The following is a 17,643-nucleotide window of genomic DNA, read 5'->3' as shown; positions in this document are numbered from 1 at the left end:
GTTCTCTCATTTTCTAAAATGTTTTATGAGTCCCGCCATGATATATCCCACTCCGGCGAGCACTACCACCATGGCTCCGCCGGGAAGGTCAAAGACCCAGCCCAGGAAAAGTCCCATCACCGAAAACACGAGGGCGTAGAGCACACTCCCCACCATCATCCCCGCCAGGCTTTTGCTAAAGTAGCTTGCCGTACCCGCCGGCAGGGTGAGCATAGCAATCACCATCACCACCCCCACAAAGGTCTGGAGCAGTACCACCGCTATGGCGGTGATGCTCAGAATGATCAGAAAGATGGCCTGTACGGGGATGCCCCGGACCCGGGCAAATTCTTCATCAAAGGCGGTGGCCACCAGTTGGGGGTAATAGCGCCATACCAGAAAAATCACCAGGCCGTCGAGAAGGGCCAACAATACTAAATCCTGGGAGGTGATGAAAAGGATATTCCCGAACAGGTAACTTGCGGGGTCCCGATATCCCGGCGTTTTTGCCATAAAGAGGACCCCCAGGCTCATGCCGATGGCCCATATGGCGTTGATAATGGTGTCCTCCCGCTGTTTCATGGTCAGAGACACCAGGCCTATCACCACCGCGGAGAGCACCGCAAAGAGGAGGGCCCCCATAAGGGGAGAAAAATGAGGCACCAGGCCCGTGGCAGAAAGGTACAGCGCAAGGCCGATGCCCCCCAGAACGGCGTGAGAAATAGCCCCCGCCAGGCCCGCGATTCGTTTTACCGTAACGATAGTGCCCAACACCCCAAAAAGAATCGCCGCCAGAACGCCCGCCAGCAGGGCATTTCTAAGAAAGGGGATGGAGGGGTCAAAAAGGGTAGCAATAAAACTCTGAACCATCAGGGGGTCTCCTCATTGGTGCAACAGCTTTTTTCAGGCAGGGTTTCGTCGTGGAGCACTTCCAGGGCCTTTCCTCCAAAGCGGTCGGGGGGTGCGTGGGGAGTTTCGCGGGTCCTGTGTTCCACCACCCGACAGGCCCCGCTTGTCTCGTTTCGCTCCCCCACACAGAGCACCCGGTCCGTAAGGGAAGAGACAAATTCCGAATCGTGGGTCACAATAAGAATGGTGGTAGTCCCCTTTAAGTTCCCCAGGGTAGTAAAGAGCCGCTTTTCACTTTCTCCATCCATGTTCGCGGTAGGTTCATCAAGGACTAAGAGTTCTGGACGGGAAGCCAGGGCCCGGGCCACCAGCACCCGCCGGCGCTGGCCCCCCGAAAGGGCTGCATAGTGACGGTCCAGGAGTTCCCGCACATCAACCTGGTCCACCGCCCACTGGACCGCTTCGTCGTCATGGGCCGTCCATGTCCGGGAGAGGCCCCAATGGCGCCCCATGGCGATTACTTCCCGCACCCGGATGGGGAAACTCCGGTCATATTCCGACTGCTGGGGCACGTACCCGATGAGTCGTTGCTGCTCTCCCACGGGTTTCCCTAAAATAGTCAGGCGCCCCTGCTGGGGTTTTAACAGGCCCAGCAGTAACTTTAGCAGGGTGGATTTGCCTGCCCCGTTGGGACCCACCAGGGCAATAAACTCCCCCCGGTGCAGATGAAAATTGACCTTTTCTAACACGGGAACATCCTCATAGGAAAAGGCCAGGTCCTCACAATTAACCACCACGTCTTTCATCGTCACCCCTCACCAAACAGTAGCACAGAGAAAAAAGAATAAAAAGGGCAGGCCCCGAGGGTTTGCCCAAAGGTCTGCCCATCGGGCCTCATAGGAAGTTCAAGACCGCTAAGAGCCCGGAGCCCATTCCGTCCCACGGAAATCGGCAGTGAGCGCGGTGGCGAAGAAGTCCGCTAAGGGCACAAAGGCTATCTCGTCCAAGGTCTCGATTATTTAAGGTTTTCTCTTTTCAGGCTTTCCGACAGGGCAGCCCCCATCTTCTTGATATTAAGAAGCCAATCAGGAGCAAGGGGGTCGAGGGGGAGTACCACGGCGCCGATGCTTTTGGCAAGGGCTTCGGCGGAAGCGGTGGGGAATTGGGCCTGCACAAAGATAACCCGCGGTGTATCCTGCTGGGCCTGTTTGATAAGGGCCGCCAGGGCCTGGGGCGAGGGTTCTTTTCCTCCGGTCTCCACCGCCACCTGGTGTAACTTAAATTCGTCAAGGAAATACCCAAAGGCAGGGTGAAACACGTACACCTTGCTTCCCGCCAGGGGTTCTAGCTGCTGCCGCAACTCGGCAAAGACCTGCTCAATTTCCTGAGTGAGGGCATGGTACCGTTCTTCGTACTGAGAACGATGGGAAGGGAAGAGCTCTGAAAGGGTTTCCACCACATGCCGGGAGAACACCAGGGCGCCCTCTTTCCCCAACCAGGTATGTCGATCCACTTCCATTCCTTCCGCTCCAGGGGTTATCCCATCGTGTTCTTGATGGGTGCCTTCTTCGTGGCCAGCATGGTCTTCTTCATGTTCATGGGCTTCAAGGGAGCGGAATTTCATACCCGCCGTACCATCCACCAGTTTGAGCTGGGGATATAGTTTTTTAATCCGGGGGAGCAGGGTAATTTCAAAATCCGTATTTGAATAGATCCACGCCCGGGCCCGCCCTAATTGTTCCATTTGCTGGGGAGTAGGTTCATAGCTATGGGGACTCTGCCCCGGACCTACCAGGACGAGGCTCTGGATGGTATCTCCCCCAATTCGCTCAAGAAAATATCGATGGGGTAGGATGCTCACGACCACCACGGGTTTATCACCTTGGGTCTGCTTGCCGCCACAGGCACTCAGCATCATCCCAACCACCACGGTAAGAAACAAAAGACCCCTTTTCTGGTACCGCATACACCTGGTCCTCCTTGAGTTGTTAAATTTGCAAATGACTTGCATTTTTCATAAAAAAGATAACACAATTCCCGTCGCATCTTCAAGGGGGAGGCTAAAAGGTGCTTCCTCAGGGAACAGAATCAGGATGAAAGGGCCCTCCGGGTTTTCTTTATATTAGCAGGAGTATTTGGCAGGGGCTTCCCTCCTCAGGGGGCCAGAACAAAGGGCAACTCAGAGTTAGGGGATACCGGCCCTTCAGTTTTCATCAAAAAGGTACAACCATTCCGTATACCCCGCTTCTTCCATCTTCTCCCGGGGGATAAACCGGAGGGCCGCCGAATTGATACAATAACGAAGGCCCGTGGGTGGCGGCCCATCGGGGAACACATGGCCTAAGTGGGCCCCGCTTTTTGCGGCGCGCACTTCGGTACGAATCATATTAAAGGAATGGTCTTCCCTGAATGCGAGAACTTCCGGCGAAAGGGGTTTGAAAAAACTAGGCCACCCCGTACCAGAGTCAAACTTATGGACCGACGCAAACAGGGGGGTCCCATCGACTTTATCCACGTAGATACCCTCTGCATGATTGTTCCAGTAGGCGTTACGGAAGGGTGGCTCCGTAGCGGCCTGGACGATAACCGCATATTCTTCTTCACTTAAACGTTGTCGCAGTTCCTCTGTCGGTTCTATAAAACAAAGGGTATCCTTGTTTTCCATATGTTGCCCTCCTGCTGGTACCCCCTGGGTCTTTTTTCTCTTGCAGGGCCCATCCTGGCTCCCTATTCTCAGGAACTTTTCTTTTTCGTAGAAATCCCCAGCGGTACATAGAGGGGACAAAAGCCGACCGCACTAGTCAGGAGAAATACCACCGCAAAAATTCCCAGAATCACCGCGGCCACACCGGTGAGCTGTCCCGTAAAGACCAGCACCCCTACCACAAGAGCTAGAACTACCCGCACGAGGCGATCCACTAATCCCATATTCTGTTTCATATCAAACTCCTCTTTCCTTCAACCAAAGGCTGAGACGGTATTGTTTTTCTTCACCGGCAACGCCGGTATATATAAAGAACAATATATATTACTAATATAATAATATTTTGGAAAAAGGTGGGAATTTTTTAGGAATTGAACAAGGGGGTTCCCACCCCCTCTCCCTTTAAAGTAAATAAGAGGATATAGTAAGTAATTAGTTTACTCGATTATCCTGCTGAGTCTGTCAACAGGTTTGAGAGATACATCCGAGGAAGAGGAGGTTCACCATGCCATACACTGCCAATGAACAACGATATGCGACCCTGCCCTACCGTCGCTGTGGAAAATCGGGCCTTAAACTGCCCGTTATTTCCCTCGGTTTCTGGCATAATTTTGGGGAAGGAACCCCCTATGAACGGGCCCGGGCCATGGCGCTTACCGCCTTTGATCTCGGGATTACCCATTTTGATCTTGCCAACAACTATGGACCTCCGCCGGGGGCGGCTGAAGAAACCCTGGGGAAAATTCTGAAACGGGACATTGCCCCCTATCGCAATGAGCTTGTTATTTCTACCAAGGCAGGCTATGGCATGTGGCCCGGGCCCTACGGGGATTTTGGTTCCCGAAAGTATCTCCTTTCGAGTTTGAACGATAGTCTTAAACGGCTTGGGCTTGAATATGTGGATATCTTTTATCACCATCGACCCGATCCGGAGACCCCCCTGGAAGAAAGCATGGGGGCCCTTGTTCAGGCGGTACGGCAGGGCAAGGCCCTGTATGTGGGGGTATCCAACTATCCGGCGGACCTTACCCGCCAGGCGGCGGCCATCCTCCGCAGTGAGGGGATTCCCCTTCTGATTCACCAGCCCCGGTACCACATGCTGGACCGCTGGATAGAAGCGGAATTGCTTTCAACCTGTGAAGAACACGGGGTGGGGGTCATCGCCTTTATGCCCCTGGCTCAGGGGCTCCTTACGGATCGATACCTGAAGGGAATCCCCGAAGACTCCCGGGCCGCTTCTTCAAGCCCCTTCCTCAGGCCAGAACAGATTACCCCCGAGGTGCTTGAAAAAATTCGGGCCCTCAACGCCATTGCCCAGCGACGGGGGCAGACCCTGGCCCAGATGGCCCTGGCCTGGACCCTGCGGGATACGCGGGTTACCAGCGCCCTCATCGGCGCATCCCGGCCGGAGCAAATCCAGGAAAACGTGGCGGCCACCCGAAAGCTTGACTTTAGCCCGGAAGAGTTAGCAGAGATAGACCGGGTGCTGAAAGAAGGGCCGCACAACTAAAAAGTATGGGTCTGAGGGCCCCGGTTTAAAGAGGGTGGGGCCCGAAGAGCTCCACGCCTAAGGAGAAAAGGGGACGACCACTCTCAAGGGGAAAGGGGACAATTTAACTCCAACCTTTTTTGAGTAACTCAATCTTTTCAAGCTTATTGACTACCGTTTCGCAAGACTCCCAATCGGGCACCCTATCTATTTTACTGTAGCGATCGTCAAAGGGATTAGTCTTAGGAATTCGATCTAATTCTTGTTTTGCCTTTTCTGTGTCTCCCAGCGCAATATCTATCCAAATATCTTCGACTATATCGGGAATCTGGCCAAAGAGCTTAAATATTTCTTGTAGCCGGTCTGAAAGCACTTCATGCACCCGGTCCTCTACTGAACCTTCGTACCTTAGGTTAAGTATTTTTACAGAAGCCCGCCGCTGACCTATGCGTTGTATCCGTCCTTTCCGCTGTTCCAGCTTTGTCGGGTTCCAGGGAAGGTCTATATTGATGAGGGTTCCTAAGGTCTGTAGATTAAGTCCTTCGCTAGCGGCATCGGTACCTACTAATATTTGTAGTTCTCCCTGTTTTACCATGCGCTTAAGCTCTTCCCGATCCTTTTTAAGTTGTCTTGTCCCGAGCAAAAGCAATGACTTCCTGGAACCAGCATATAAACCTATTGGTTCATTGGGAAATAATTGGGTCAGTTTTTGTGCAGCCCAGTATGCGGTATCAAAATACTGGGAAAAGAGTATACAACCTTCGGCTTTCCAATTTTTTATATACTGCTCGATAACCTGCCATTTTGGATCTTCCCGTTCTGCAGCACAAAGCAGCTTATAGCATTTGTGCAACAATTCTGTTTCCTCAGCAGTGAGAGGATATAACTCGGAAAGCGTATCCTCAGAAATCGTTGTTTCGTTTTCTATTTCATCAGTATCATCTTCTGAGTCTTCCTGTGGGTTATGAGACAGCATAGCTTCTATTGTCTTTTTTCCTGCTTCTATAGAACTTCCGAGTCTTCGGAGTAAAAGTGTTTTAAGAAAACCCGATGCATGTATACGTTGTGCAAGGAGTCGTGAAAAATCCTCCGCCGCTTTGTAGGCTTCAGCAAAATAACCATCGAGGGGAACCGGATCATTTTCGCCAAATAATTCAACTCCAATGGGACTAAGATAGGGTTCCTTGGTATCAGGGTTTATAGTTTGTTCCAGATATCCCCTGGTACGACGCACTATGGACCTTAAAAAGGGAGTATGGCTATTTACATAATTAGAGATAATCGTTTTGGCCCTGGTTTTATCAGCGGGTCTCAATTCCTGAAATGACAAAGGAAAGGTAGCCCGTGTATCATCAAGATTATTCTGCTGCCGCAAAGTTTTTATTTCCGGTCTTTCCCATGAGGGAGGAAAGGGATTTTTAACCCAGGGCCAGGCTTCATCATCTTCTTCAGGGAATGAGATTTCTCCAAGAGCCAAGGGTAGTGCTTTTTCCGGATTGAACCAATAACTGCCCGCTTCGCCAAGTACGTGGGAGTTTCCTTGGGATAACAAAAAAAGCAAATCCCAGGCTTCTATGGGATGGAGCTGTACAGGAGTAGCGGTCGCAAGGAGCAAGGAACGGGTCTTCCCTGCCAGCTTGTACAAAAACGAATACAGTCGATTGCATTCGGTTTCAGGGTTACGAATTCCTGGCCCTCGTTCATCCTGTGGGGGTATTTTTTTCCGTCGGGCTCGATGGGCTTCGTCCACAATGACACAGGACCACTCCCGCTCCAAAAGATTCTGAAGACGCTCAGGGTTACGAATAACCAAACCCTGAGAAACAAGTCCAATTTTACGGGGGCATGCAAGAAGCGGCTCCTTGCTAGAAGGCACATATTCAAAACCCAATTCATCTATCCAGGCGGTTCCGGTCCAGCGGGCACTGGGAACCTGTAAGAGATCCCAAAGCTCTATCTGCCACTGTTCCATAAGTGTTTTAGGGAGTAGGACCAACACAGGCTTATCGGATGTCAGAGCAATAAGCTGGGCAACCATACCAAGCTGCACCGTCTTACCGAGACCGACCTGGTCTGCCAGAACAAACCGTGCGCCATGAACCTGATGGGCCCTCCAGGCGAGACTCACAAAGTATTTCTGATGAGGCCAGAGACCAAATTGCTCTCGATAGACAGGAGATTCTACAGCAAGGCTCGCTGGCTCTGGTTTGTTTTGCCACTCTCCTACGGGTATTTCAAAACGCCTCGAAAGACGATCCACCTCTTTTACTACTGCCTGGGACAGGGGCATAGCGAGGGGATGATTCCAGAGCCGCTCAAATTCAGCAGCAACCCAGTCGCAGGCCTCAGGGCTATCATCTTCCCAGAGGAGTTCGTAATTCAAAGCCCAGCCTGCAAAGGTTTCATTGGTACTCCCCAGAAAGCTTATACGGCGTCCATCAGCATAGGTAATAAGACCGGCCTTCCCATGCACAAGACCAAAGGCGTCATCCGGGAGCACCCGGACTTCTAAGCGGGCTGTGCCCGATCCTTTAAGGAGACGAGCGAGCCGGGAAAATCGGTCACTTCCAGACAGGGACAAAATCTCAGGATCCTGCTTAAAAAAGGATTGCCGCTGGGCCTGTTCACGGACCGCCGCTGAGGCAGCTTCCACATCCTTCGCTTGTATATCCGAATTACAGACGATTCGTATAAGCCCCTGAACCGATTCAAGGGCTTCTCCGGCCAATTCAAAGAGGGAACTATCAAAATATCCGGCGATACGGTCATAGCCAACCGCTCCTTTCAGCCGGTCTACCAGGAACTGCTTCCCTGGCATGGAACGGGATCGCTGAAATACATGGCGATAGATCATGATGGTACACCCCGGGCTCGATATTTTTGTTTTGGGCTATGAGGTTTATCCGGTATGGTGAGCTCAAGCTTACCTGAAGTAATAAGAGGATCGAGTATTTCTTTCCTGACATACTCTCGGTCCTTTAAACCTAAAAAGGACTGGATTTCTTCTCTGGATCGGGGTATGACACAGTAGTTAAGGAGTCGCTCAATCCGGTCGTCGGTAGCTTGCGGGGTAGCTTGCGGGGTAGCTTGCGGGGTAGCTTGCGGGGTAGCTTGCGGGGTAGCTTGCGGGGTAGCTTCCAAACGGACGACAACCTTGAATAGTTCTTCCTCGTAAATTTCTAGCCGCCCCTGGGGCGCATAATGGGGTAGATATTTTTGCACATTCAAGAGGCCCGATCCTATTTCTTCTACCCATCCAAGTTGTAAGAAAAATTTGGAAATAAGGGGGTTTCTCTGGTAAGGTACGAGGGATTTGGGGTCCAGTCTTCCCTGCCAATGGGGAGTACAGGGATTGGTACACTCTACCCGATCCTGATAGATAACAATACGGGCCACATCTGCCTTGGTGTACTCCCGGTGCACGAGGAGGTTAGCTACTAGCTCCCGAAAAATCTTGTTCCTCAGGCTTACCCGTATATCCTGTTCCATATAGAAGGGGTCCGGCAAGGATCGTTCTATAAAATCCATGAGGGTGCTATAGGCTTCAATAAGGTTAGTTTGTACATAACAACGGTCATCGTAGCGATCCACATTAAGGCGTTTTAGAAGGGCATCAATCTTATAAAAGGGAAGGATATTAAGAATGGTTTCTTCTAGTCCAAAGAGCAAAATTCCCGCCAAGGTAATGCCTTCCTGACCGGTTTCCATATCCCGGCTTATGAGGCCCGCTTTTTTTAAAAATGCGGTATCGTCCAATGCCAGCCAGGGATGGTTGGGACGAACCGTACTCAGCCGGGTACGGGCCTTTTTTAGGGTTTCAGAGCTTAAATCCTTCACTGAGATAAAAGGATAAACCTTCGCTTCGGAATAATAGGTGCGTTTTTTATTTACAATACGCGCAATTGCAGCCGGATCTGTAAGCCGGTAATCCCCATCGGCACTGCGATCGTATATGGTCCCCCTGAGTTTATGGACCTGGGAACTCTCAGGGACCTGGATCACCACAATCCAACGATCCTGATACTGAACTAATTCGGGGTACAACAAAAAGGGAGGAGAGAGCAGTGTGCTATTGTTGGTGGCATTGGCGATATCAACACAATACAGCTCAGCTGTTTCCTTTTCGATACCCGCAACCTGTCCCGTATCATCAACCCCCAAGAGGATATCGCCACCCCGGTGGTTAAGAAAGGCACAGATGGTCTCGTAGAGTGAATCGGGGATCTGGTGCTCCGCCTTTTTGAACTCCAGGGTCTCTTTTTCTCGGGAAGCCAAAAGCCGCGCAAGCCGTTCGCTCGTCATCGGGATCCTACATAGTCGTTACGGATAAGGCCCGCAAGGAGAGCTGCGGCCTCCGCATCCTTATGCCAGTGGGAAAAACCAGATATAGCCTTTGCTGCTCCAAAGTATTCAAGCAGATTGATGATATCATCCCGCCGGCCCCAGTAGTCGGGAAGCTCCGTCTTAAGGTAATTAAAGCCCTCCCGGGGGTTTTCGGTTTTGACCGTTTCGGAGAGGGCAAAGAGGATTTGCCGGGTAAGGCTTTTTGCAAAGGCGGCCTGGTCAGAGTCACGGCTGCCTGTCTGCACCGAGAGGATGGTCCGCTTGAATTCCGAGGCGGTCTTAAAGCGGGCCATATTGGCATCTGTGTCGCCGAGCAAGAAGCGGTATTCGTTTACCCCAAAGCCCCGGGCCAGTTCCTGGTAGGCTCCCTGCCGGCATTCGCCGTGCCGCTCCAGTTCTAGACCAGATAGATAGAGCCGCTCGATGGCTTCCAGATTGCGCCAGGTGTAATTAGTAATACCCCGGGGAATACGGTAGTTTGTGGCGATGCGGACTGCCCGGTCAATTATCTTTTCGAACTGGCTCTCTTCGTTTTTCCCCCTGAGCCGGAAGAGCTCATGCTCTATATTCATGTCTTCTATCTGGGAATAGGCGGTCAGCACCCGGAGGGCCGCCGCATAGGCTGCAAGCTGATAATCCGTGTCACCAAACTGGGGAGCCAAGGTATCGTCGATACCTTGCATCGTATCGAGCTGGCGGCGCACCTCGTCTTCCACCTCAGGATACAGTTCATCGAGCCAGACCCGGCGGGTGTCGGTGCGCTTGCGGAGCACGAGGAGCACCGTCCCCTGGACATAGTTACCCTTTTTAAGGCCGCTTGAAGTCTCAGTACCGATTGTCCAGGCGGCGGTAACCCGGAGCCCCGCAGCCCAGAGGATCATGCCCAGGTCTGCCCAGACCCCTGCGTCTTGATGGGTGAACATGACAAGCTGGAGGCCATTGTCGCTCATGTGGCGGGCCAGGTTGGAGTAGATGTCCACCATGCTCTTTTTAAAGTCCTCGTCGGCGCCCCGGACAGCCAGGGCGGCGCGGCTGTCGGCATACCAGTCGGGGAAGAGCTTAGGTAGATGTTTTTCGTACCAAGCCAGGAAAAAGTCCGCGAGCTCATGGTAGTTCACCGCATCGGCGTAGGGCGGGTCGGTAATCCAGAGGTCGGCGGTATAGCTCACATCCCGGGCGTCGAGGGGGAGGATGGTTGATAAGTAATTAAAAATTAAATTGTCATTATTGATATTTGTATCTAATATTGACTTAATTGTAATATAACCTCTTATTGGATAATTATAAAAGGTATTTAATGCTTGATTAGAAAATGTTTGCGATGAACCTTCTCCAGGTCTTAAACTTAACCATTGAATGAGCTTTGAATCCCAGTTAACTAACCTGCCCATTGAAAGTAATGTAGCTTTAATAACACTCTGTTTATACTTCTCAAGGATATTTTCCATCAACAACCCATGCACCAACAACTGCCGCGGGTTAAAGAGGTGATGCCAATATGTCCAGCCGCGCTCGCGGATAGGCTGTTCGGTATTGTAACCTGGGGTAATTTTCTTCGACGGGATATAGCCCGCTTTCTGCCAGGCGTGGAAGCGCTCTTTAAGGAGGGCAAGCACCTTCGCTTCCCGCTCCAGGTCTTCTGGCGTAACGCTTTTGTAGATGCGCTCGCCCGTTGGGCTTACCCAGCGCACACAGTAGAGCCGTTCCTGGAACACATCGCCCGGCCGGGGAACAAGGTCATCGTTTTCCCAGAGCCTCAGGCCATAGATGGTTTCTCCATTTTCTCCCCGCCGGTCCCCCCGGAGGCTTGCAATGGAGTAGCGCCGGCTAGGGTCTTCCGGGTCTACCAGTTCCGAGTCCTGCACGGTCCCCTTCCGGGCTTCCGCTAGCTCCTTGTCGCTTGCGCCGGTAACAATATCGATGTCGTAGCCCCCGCGCCGGTCGTTGCGCCTGAGCTTTGCCACCACCCGGTATTTTTCGCTGATAACCCAGCTTGGGGCTAGGGGCACCCAAAGCCCCGTGGCGGGGCATTGTACTTCCACACAATAGAGGTACGCATCGGCCCGGTTGCCCTGTCCATCGTGTTCAATGCCCCAGGCGGTAATTTGGGCATCAACCTTCTGCCAGACCTCTTCCTGGGCCCGGCGGATTTCTTCCTGTAACTCCTTGCCGCCCCCCACAAGGTGTATGGCTCCCCAGGTTAAGAGGGCCGCGACGGGGTTAAGGTCGCTTCCATAGGTCTCTAGACCAAGCCGGGCCGCCTCAAAGGGAACGGAGCCGCCGCCGCAGAAACAGTCCCCCACCCTGGCCCGGCGCCCAAAGGCCTTCTCCGAAAGTTCAGTAAAAAGCTCCTGGAGATTGTGGGACCGGGTTCCCAGGTGGGCATTGATAGCTTCCCATGCTTCCGGACCTGGGCCATCTATCTCTTCGGGTCGGCAGCAGTAAGCGAGTTTTTCTTCATAGGGGAGCCGGGTAAAGGCAAGTTGTTCTAGCCTCGTTTTTTCCTCTTTGCTCATACCTCGAACCCAGGCTGGCTTTCCACCCGATGTTTCTATGAAGCCTTCATATTCTTTGGGGCTAAGATGCTCCGCTATATCCGCGGCGCTCATGGTTTTGGTTTTGCGCCGCCAGAGCCCATCTTCATCCATCGTAAGGATCTTATAAAAAATTTCCCGGTCCTTTTGGGGGTCCTCCGAAGCAGGCATAAGGAGTCCAAGGAGTGCAGCCCGTACCAGGATAAGGGGCTTTCTTCCCCACCACTTACCTAAGCCAGTCAAGGTTTGACCCGAACCGGCTTTCCGTTCCTTATAACTTTCCGCCGAAAGCCGGGCCAGGGGGAACTGTACTTCGATAAAGGGCTTATAAGACATGGTGCACACTCCTTAGGTGGGTTATAACATACGTTCAAGCGTATCAAGTTTCTCTTTTATTTCCGGGTCGAGTTCCTCTGGCCGCGCCAGCTCCGCGAGGAGATAAAAATCGCTTTTCCGCAATTCCATGGGGTACCTGATAGCTTCGTAATATTTTCGCAATATAGGGCTTAGCCATTTGTCGGATAGCTTTTCATTTTTCCAGAACTCATGGTTTGGATCGACGAGGGCTGCCGGAGCTGTTTCCTGGGTAATTATTTCCTGCAATAGAGCTTGAGTCTCGGAGGTAAACAGCTCGCTTCTTTGTTCTGTATTATCTGAAAAATAACGGTATAGAACAGTTGGAAGGGGAAGATAGCATTCTATTTCGTTCCGTTTCCATTCAAGATGAAGAAGACCCGGCGGCATCTCTGGTTTTGTCGTTAGATGGTCGGTAAGAAGTACTGCTTGTAGCTCAGGGACAGCCTCTTTAAGGCCTAAGAAATGCTTTCTGCAAAATGAAAGGTCATTGGTATTCATGTAGACCACAAAGGTCTGTTGCAATTTTTCTTGCACAGGATGCTGTAATACCTTTGCAAAGGCCTTGAGCATGGCTAGATCTGTCGTGCCCTCTACATACAGAATGCGTTGCTTTTCCAGGGCCAGCATATAATCCGATGCGGGAATATCAGAGAGGGATTTTTTTAAGTGTTCCAGTTTTTGAACCCGGTGAGGGGTTCCTACAAAGGCAAGAATGAGATCCCCATTTTCCGCAGCGGTATCCAGAATAGCTTCCGAATGGGTGGCAATGATGAGCTGGTTATTATTTTTTTTACAATAATCCGCAAGGGCGTTAAAGAGAGATTTCTGACGAATTATTTCCAGATGAGCATCGGGCTCGTCCAGAAGCAATATGGTGTGTTTTTGATAATACAAATAACTATATAGCAAAACGAACTGTTGGAATCCCCTTCCGCTGGCGGTAATATCCATTTCAGGATGATTCTTTTCCTTTATTCTGCAGGTGATAAGGCTCGTTGCACTATGATAGTGGGGCGGCAATAGTTCGGTAACAAATTCTTTATTTACAACCTGGCAAAGTTCATTCCAAGCACTTTTATCGGTATCATAGATTTTCCAAAGCAGGTTCCGAAGCACCTCGGCGGTACGACCTTCTCCGATACGCCTGCGGATACTGCCTTCTTCCAGGCGTTCTTCTACGGCTGAAAGGCCGGACATGGGCGGCAAATATGCTACTGTTTCTTTTTGAGCTAGTTCAAGATTTTCAGGATTATCCAGCCCTTCCATGGGCTTTACGTATAACGATTCAGGGTTAGCATAATAAAACTGCAAACCCGCTTTCCATTTTTTTTGGTCTGTTATACCTTCTAAAACAATCGTTAAAAAAACAGCGCTGTTTTCGCCAACTCCGGATCGGACATGCAGATCGTGCCAGAGGAGCTTTGCTTCCGGTACGGGGATAGCAAACAAATCCTGCCTATTGATGGTTACGCCGGTCCGTTCTTTTGCTTTGCTGCTCGTTTTCTTAGCAATCCATTTTCGCAGTGCTATATCCCAGAGTGTTAAAGCCTGTAATATGGTGGTTTTTCCGGAATTGTTAGGCCCCACCAGGACAGTAACCTGAGCTACATCAATCGAGATGGTTTCAAAATTTTTAAAATTATGGATTTCAAGTTTCGTAAGCATCCTATTCGTCCTCAAACAGCTCCAGTTCTAAAACCGGCTTTTTCCTGATAATTGCCATATCGGTAATAGGATTTTCGCAAAGGGCAAAGCGAAGCGCCTTGCGCCAGCCCCGGTTACGGCCCGCAAAGGCCTGGCCTGTGGCGGCATTGGTCATGGTATAGAGCCACCAACGTTCCTCAGGAGAAAGCCCGAGCCAGTTACGGACCGCATTCTGAACCAGGGTTGGATCCGCATCCTCTATAGCCCAGAGAAGAACCAAAAGCTCTTTGCCAAATGCGGGGCTTAGCAAGGCAGTACCACCTTTTGCAGGCCACTTACCGGTTGGCAGCCCCTTTGCGGTAAGGCGGCGATTAAATTCTGCCTTTACGGGCTCAGTTATTTCTTTAAAAAGTGAGAGAGAAATAAGAGCTTTTAGTTCCCTGCTGTCATAGGGAACGGCAGCTATATCAGGGATACTGTCCTTCCATTCAAAATGTTCAACAATTTTAACGACAGCTTTTTCTGGACTACCCTTTGCTACAGGCAATAACAAACTAAAAAAATGGTTATACTTCAAGGGATCAAAGCCAAAACCAGCAAACTTACCGGTCACTGATGTACCTCTCGATCAAAATCGTAGGCAATTCTATATTTATTAACCCAATCAAGAAAACCTTGCCCCCGTTCAAAATGCAATTGGTGAAGGCTCAACGTGATATTTGGAGTGTCCCCATAGGATCCTATCATTTCTAGGATTTTTCGGAGTTCTACACCGCTTTTTTTAATTCCCGGGGGAGCGGTATAATTAAATTCTTCACCGCCAGTCTCAGGGAATTCCAGATAGAGAGTTATACCTTCTCCTATAGCATTAAATTCTTCCATACGACTAATAAGTTCCCACGCATCATTTGTAGTAAGGTTTATAAAACGCTTTGTTTTCCAGATTAATGAACGGGCGGGGTCCACGCTTCTATTTGTTATTTGCTGAATATCCCGAGTAAGCAGATCGCTTTCGATATCATCTTTTTTCCCTATGGCCTGAATGACCCTGCAACCAGAAGGAATTGGAAAAGGGCCCTCGTAGGACACTCCATGAATTCTTGGATCGGTGCCATCGGTTGTATAATAAATAGGAACAGGAGGTATCGCCAGGAGTTCTATATATCGTTCTCCTGCCTGCTCAAAAACCCGACTTTGCAGAGTAATCTTATTGGTCCATCGGACAATTTTACTCTTCCGGCCTGGATCATTTTCATCGATACACTTAAATGTCAGCCGTAAATCCTTTGTTTCAAAGGCCGAATAGTTTGGAACAACTTCACTCGTTGTGGTAGGCTCCCCATCTCCAATTTCATAAACGACTTTGGTTCCACCTACAGGACGAATATCCAATACCGTAACACCTGTGGTCTCATCCCTGTTTTTTACAATAATAGAAACAGTACTAGGTTCTTTCGGGAACGGTCCCTTTCGAATAAGATCCCCCTCTTCGCGCCATTTACCCAGGCGAAGAGCCTGATTTTTTACATCATCAAGGAATCGGGGCAGATGTAAGGGCCAATCCGGCTTAGTGGCTGCCCGGGCTTTAATATCCCGCCATCGAACTGGATTTTGATTATCGAACAAACGGTCTTCTATTTTGCTAATCCAGCTTTCAATATTTCCACTCCCATCGCTAAATTTCTGGCACTGCTTCAGGGCTTCACGGATCTGATCTTCACCATTAAAGGAATTGGCATCAAAAACAAACTTAATTTCTTCTTTCCGTAAACCTGACCGTCCCGGATAGAGAACCATACTAAAGGTTTGCTGTATGGCGCTCCTGAGACTCAACAAAATACGATCTCTGCTCCGGTTAGCTTCTATCCTTTGAGGATCCCGTTCAGAAAGATGTTCACTTTCCTGTTCCGCCAGGATAGTACGGATAGCTTTAAGGAGTGCGGCATTTTTTAATACCTCTTCCATTGTATCCCGATCACCGGTAAGAAAAAGCACCCTATTTTTGTATTCCAGGTTCTCATAAAAATGGATCCATTCCTGGTGCAAAGGTATTTGCTGTGAAGTGCCCGTTACAGAGAAGGGATCGGTAACAATTAACACTGTTTTTTCTATTCCTGGTTGAGCTTCCTCCCAATTCGGTAACACCAGGCATTCCTGGTATACATCTCCTCGGATGGGTTTAAACAGGCTTACTAAATATTCCCGCAATTCTTTTATTTTTGTTTCCCTATTGTACGATTCTACATAGCTATGAAGGGTTGCCGCGAGGTTTCGTACATTCTTAAAATAAAGCCTTCCATCATTAGACACGTGGAGGTACCAAGCACTGGCCGGAAGCTGTTCCAGCACATCTGTTTTCATACGGGACACATCTCTGCCGGGTCTGCATAGCCATGCGATAAGTTCACCGTCATGAAGCCCCAGTTCTGGATTTTGTGCAGTAGACAAAGAAGCGACATACAAAAGCTTTGCCGCATCCTGAGCTTGACTTTCACCACCTAATTTGGCATCAAGCTGTTCGGCATGGGATGCACCAAAGTTGGCAATGTCTACCCGTATTGCTTCGGTAAGGGTTGGATTTATTGTAGAAAATTCATTAAAGATTTCCTGAACATTTAAATCAATATCGTAAGGATGGATAAGTTCAAGCCGTTGGGCTTTCCCCGATTCCCAAAGATTTGCAGTAACAGCCCTCATAAGTCGGAGTAATCCCCTGGTCTGCTGGAATCCTGGGTTGGCTTTAAAGCGACCATAAAGATCTCGTAGAGCATAATGAAAGGGATAGGATTCCCGAATCTGACTTGCAAAGGAAGCGGGTGTTTCTGCCGTCAGATCCATCTGCCTTGCCTGTTCCACCGACTTTGCATAGGCCACTGCAATAGCATCACGAACAGCGTTATCTGGCAGGGTTTCAAAAAGGCGAGTCCGGAGAATATGAAAGATTTCATCCCCCTGGGTTGCCACTGGTTCGATAGGAACAACATTCCGTTGTGTTTCTTGTCTGAAATTTTCCAAAGCTTGGTTAATGAGCAGCGAACCATCAGTATACGCAGTGGAAGAAAGATCAGAGATTACAATGACTACCCGCGAAAGTTCTTCTCGGTTTGCAGCAACAAGCAAATTTGAGAGGGCTGTAGCTGTTACTTCTGCTAGATTGGAAGAACCAATTTGGATAGACCGGGCATTATTAAAATAGGGAGGCAATTCATCTAATAGAATAATGACAGATTTGTTTTTTAATAGATGCACCCAGGATGTTACCCCTGGGGCCTGCAAAGGAGTATACAGGGATGCAAAGAGGTCTTTCTGCCCTAACTGATCCGCCAGGGCACCCCATAGACCAAAGGGGTAATCCGATTCCCGACCATCGAAACCGATAACAGTATAGACCTCATTCCCTAATTGAAAATCCGTCCCTAATCGATGACGGATTTCAGGATAGCGGGCTAAGAGCCCCAGAGCAATCATGCTATGGGTTTTACCGCCACCCATAGCCTGGGATAAAAGGTACGCAGAGGGTTGATCCTGTTTACCAGAAAGCCGATCAAAACTTTTTTGGATAAGGACCTTCATGCCGGCGGTAATATAATTTTCCTCAAAGAATTGACGGGCATAATCGATATCAAGCCTATTCTGTAAGAGATCACTTAAGTTAAGTACCGTGTCGCGTCGGGCCCGGTCAAAAACGGACTTCCGGGGGATACAGGTTTCAGCTAGTGTTGGCATGGCTATAGTATTACCCT

12 protein-coding genes are annotated in these 17,643 nt (G+C 50.0%); 1 reads left to right on the top strand and 11 read right to left on the bottom strand.

Features of this window, described 5'->3' with window-relative positions:
- Positions 1 to 6: 6 nt before the first annotated feature.
- The 5 genes from C5O22_RS10590 to C5O22_RS10570 form a co-directional block, all read right to left on the bottom strand.
- A complete protein-coding gene (locus C5O22_RS10590; RefSeq protein ID WP_132781631.1) occupies positions 7 to 849 on the bottom strand; it encodes a metal ABC transporter permease in 843 nt (280 codons plus the stop codon).
- Positions 849 to 1,634 (bottom strand): metal ABC transporter ATP-binding protein, encoded by a 786-nt coding sequence (locus C5O22_RS10585; protein ID WP_132781630.1) that lies wholly within the window; start codon positions 1,632 to 1,634, stop codon positions 849 to 851. Before C5O22_RS10585 ends, C5O22_RS10590 begins: the two co-directional genes overlap by 1 nt.
- A gap of 209 nt (positions 1,635 to 1,843) precedes the next feature.
- The gene (locus tag C5O22_RS10580; RefSeq protein WP_132781628.1) at positions 1,844 to 2,794 is read right to left on the bottom strand and encodes a metal ABC transporter solute-binding protein, Zn/Mn family; all 951 of its coding nucleotides are present in this window, start codon (positions 2,792 to 2,794) and stop codon (positions 1,844 to 1,846) included.
- Between the two features lie 237 nt (positions 2,795 to 3,031).
- A complete protein-coding gene (gene msrB / locus C5O22_RS10575; RefSeq protein WP_132781627.1) occupies positions 3,032 to 3,493 on the bottom strand; it encodes a peptide-methionine (R)-S-oxide reductase MsrB in 462 nt (153 codons plus the stop codon).
- A gap of 68 nt (positions 3,494 to 3,561) precedes the next feature.
- The gene (locus C5O22_RS10570) at positions 3,562 to 3,768 is read right to left on the bottom strand and encodes a YgaP family membrane protein (protein WP_132781625.1); all 207 of its coding nucleotides are present in this window, start codon (positions 3,766 to 3,768) and stop codon (positions 3,562 to 3,564) included.
- Positions 3,769 to 4,037: 269 nt separating this feature from the next.
- Between C5O22_RS10570 and mgrA the strand changes: the two genes are divergently transcribed.
- Entirely contained in the window at positions 4,038 to 5,042 is a 1,005-nt protein-coding gene (gene mgrA / locus C5O22_RS10565; RefSeq protein ID WP_132781624.1) for an L-glyceraldehyde 3-phosphate reductase, read from the top strand.
- Positions 5,043 to 5,145: 103 nt separating this feature from the next.
- On the opposite strand, the gene C5O22_RS10560 is transcribed toward mgrA, so the two are convergent.
- Genes C5O22_RS10560 through C5O22_RS10535 form a run of 6 tightly spaced genes read right to left on the bottom strand, consistent with a single transcriptional unit; the run spans position 5,146 to position 17,626 of the window.
- Positions 5,146 to 7,875, bottom strand: a complete 2,730-nt coding sequence (locus tag C5O22_RS10560; RefSeq protein WP_132781622.1) for a phospholipase D-like domain-containing anti-phage protein — start codon at positions 7,873 to 7,875, stop codon at positions 5,146 to 5,148.
- Positions 7,872 to 9,323: an RNA-binding domain-containing protein gene (locus C5O22_RS10555; protein ID WP_132781621.1), complete on the bottom strand. Its 1,452-nt coding sequence runs from the start codon at positions 9,321 to 9,323 to the stop codon at positions 7,872 to 7,874. Before C5O22_RS10555 ends, C5O22_RS10560 begins: the two co-directional genes overlap by 4 nt.
- Entirely contained in the window at positions 9,320 to 12,235 is a 2,916-nt protein-coding gene (locus tag C5O22_RS10550) for an anti-phage-associated DUF1156 domain-containing protein (protein ID WP_132781619.1), read from the bottom strand. Before C5O22_RS10550 ends, C5O22_RS10555 begins: the two co-directional genes overlap by 4 nt.
- Positions 12,236 to 12,256: 21 nt before the next feature.
- Complete coding sequence (locus C5O22_RS10545; protein WP_132781618.1) at positions 12,257 to 13,921, bottom strand: ATP-dependent nuclease; 1,665 nt, start codon at positions 13,919 to 13,921, stop codon at positions 12,257 to 12,259.
- A 1-nt stretch (position 13,922) separates the two neighbouring features.
- The gene (locus tag C5O22_RS10540; RefSeq protein WP_132781616.1) at positions 13,923 to 14,513 is read right to left on the bottom strand and encodes a DUF3780 domain-containing protein; all 591 of its coding nucleotides are present in this window, start codon (positions 14,511 to 14,513) and stop codon (positions 13,923 to 13,925) included.
- Positions 14,510 to 17,626, bottom strand: a complete 3,117-nt coding sequence (locus C5O22_RS10535) for a DUF499 family protein (protein WP_132781615.1) — start codon at positions 17,624 to 17,626, stop codon at positions 14,510 to 14,512. Before C5O22_RS10535 ends, C5O22_RS10540 begins: the two co-directional genes overlap by 4 nt.
- Positions 17,627 to 17,643: the final 17 nt, after the last annotated feature.

Origin of the sequence: Treponema sp. J25, assembly GCF_004343725.1 — a bacterium.
Taxonomy (GTDB): Bacteria; Spirochaetota; Spirochaetia; order Treponematales; family Breznakiellaceae; genus J25.
The sequence above is the reverse complement of the archived record's forward strand: the minus strand, read 5'-3'. Positions and strand labels throughout refer to the sequence as shown.

Coding starts and splice junctions, on each gene's coding strand:
- C5O22_RS10590 (WP_132781631.1), bottom strand. CDS start 849: ATGGTTCAGAGTTTTATTGCTACCCTTTTTGACCCCTCCATCCCCTTT.
- C5O22_RS10585 (WP_132781630.1), bottom strand. CDS start 1,634: ATGAAAGACGTGGTGGTTAATTGTGAGGACCTGGCCTTTTCCTATGAG.
- C5O22_RS10580 (WP_132781628.1), bottom strand. CDS start 2,794: ATGCGGTACCAGAAAAGGGGTCTTTTGTTTCTTACCGTGGTGGTTGGG.
- msrB (WP_132781627.1), bottom strand. CDS start 3,493: ATGGAAAACAAGGATACCCTTTGTTTTATAGAACCGACAGAGGAACTG.
- C5O22_RS10570 (WP_132781625.1), bottom strand. CDS start 3,768: ATGAAACAGAATATGGGATTAGTGGATCGCCTCGTGCGGGTAGTTCTA.
- mgrA (WP_132781624.1), top strand. CDS start 4,038: ATGCCATACACTGCCAATGAACAACGATATGCGACCCTGCCCTACCGT.
- C5O22_RS10560 (WP_132781622.1), bottom strand. CDS start 7,875: ATGATCTATCGCCATGTATTTCAGCGATCCCGTTCCATGCCAGGGAAG.
- C5O22_RS10555 (WP_132781621.1), bottom strand. CDS start 9,323: ATGACGAGCGAACGGCTTGCGCGGCTTTTGGCTTCCCGAGAAAAAGAG.
- C5O22_RS10550 (WP_132781619.1), bottom strand. CDS start 12,235: ATGTCTTATAAGCCCTTTATCGAAGTACAGTTCCCCCTGGCCCGGCTT.
- C5O22_RS10545 (WP_132781618.1), bottom strand. CDS start 13,921: ATGCTTACGAAACTTGAAATCCATAATTTTAAAAATTTTGAAACCATC.
- C5O22_RS10535 (WP_132781615.1), bottom strand. CDS start 17,626: ATGCCAACACTAGCTGAAACCTGTATCCCCCGGAAGTCCGTTTTTGAC.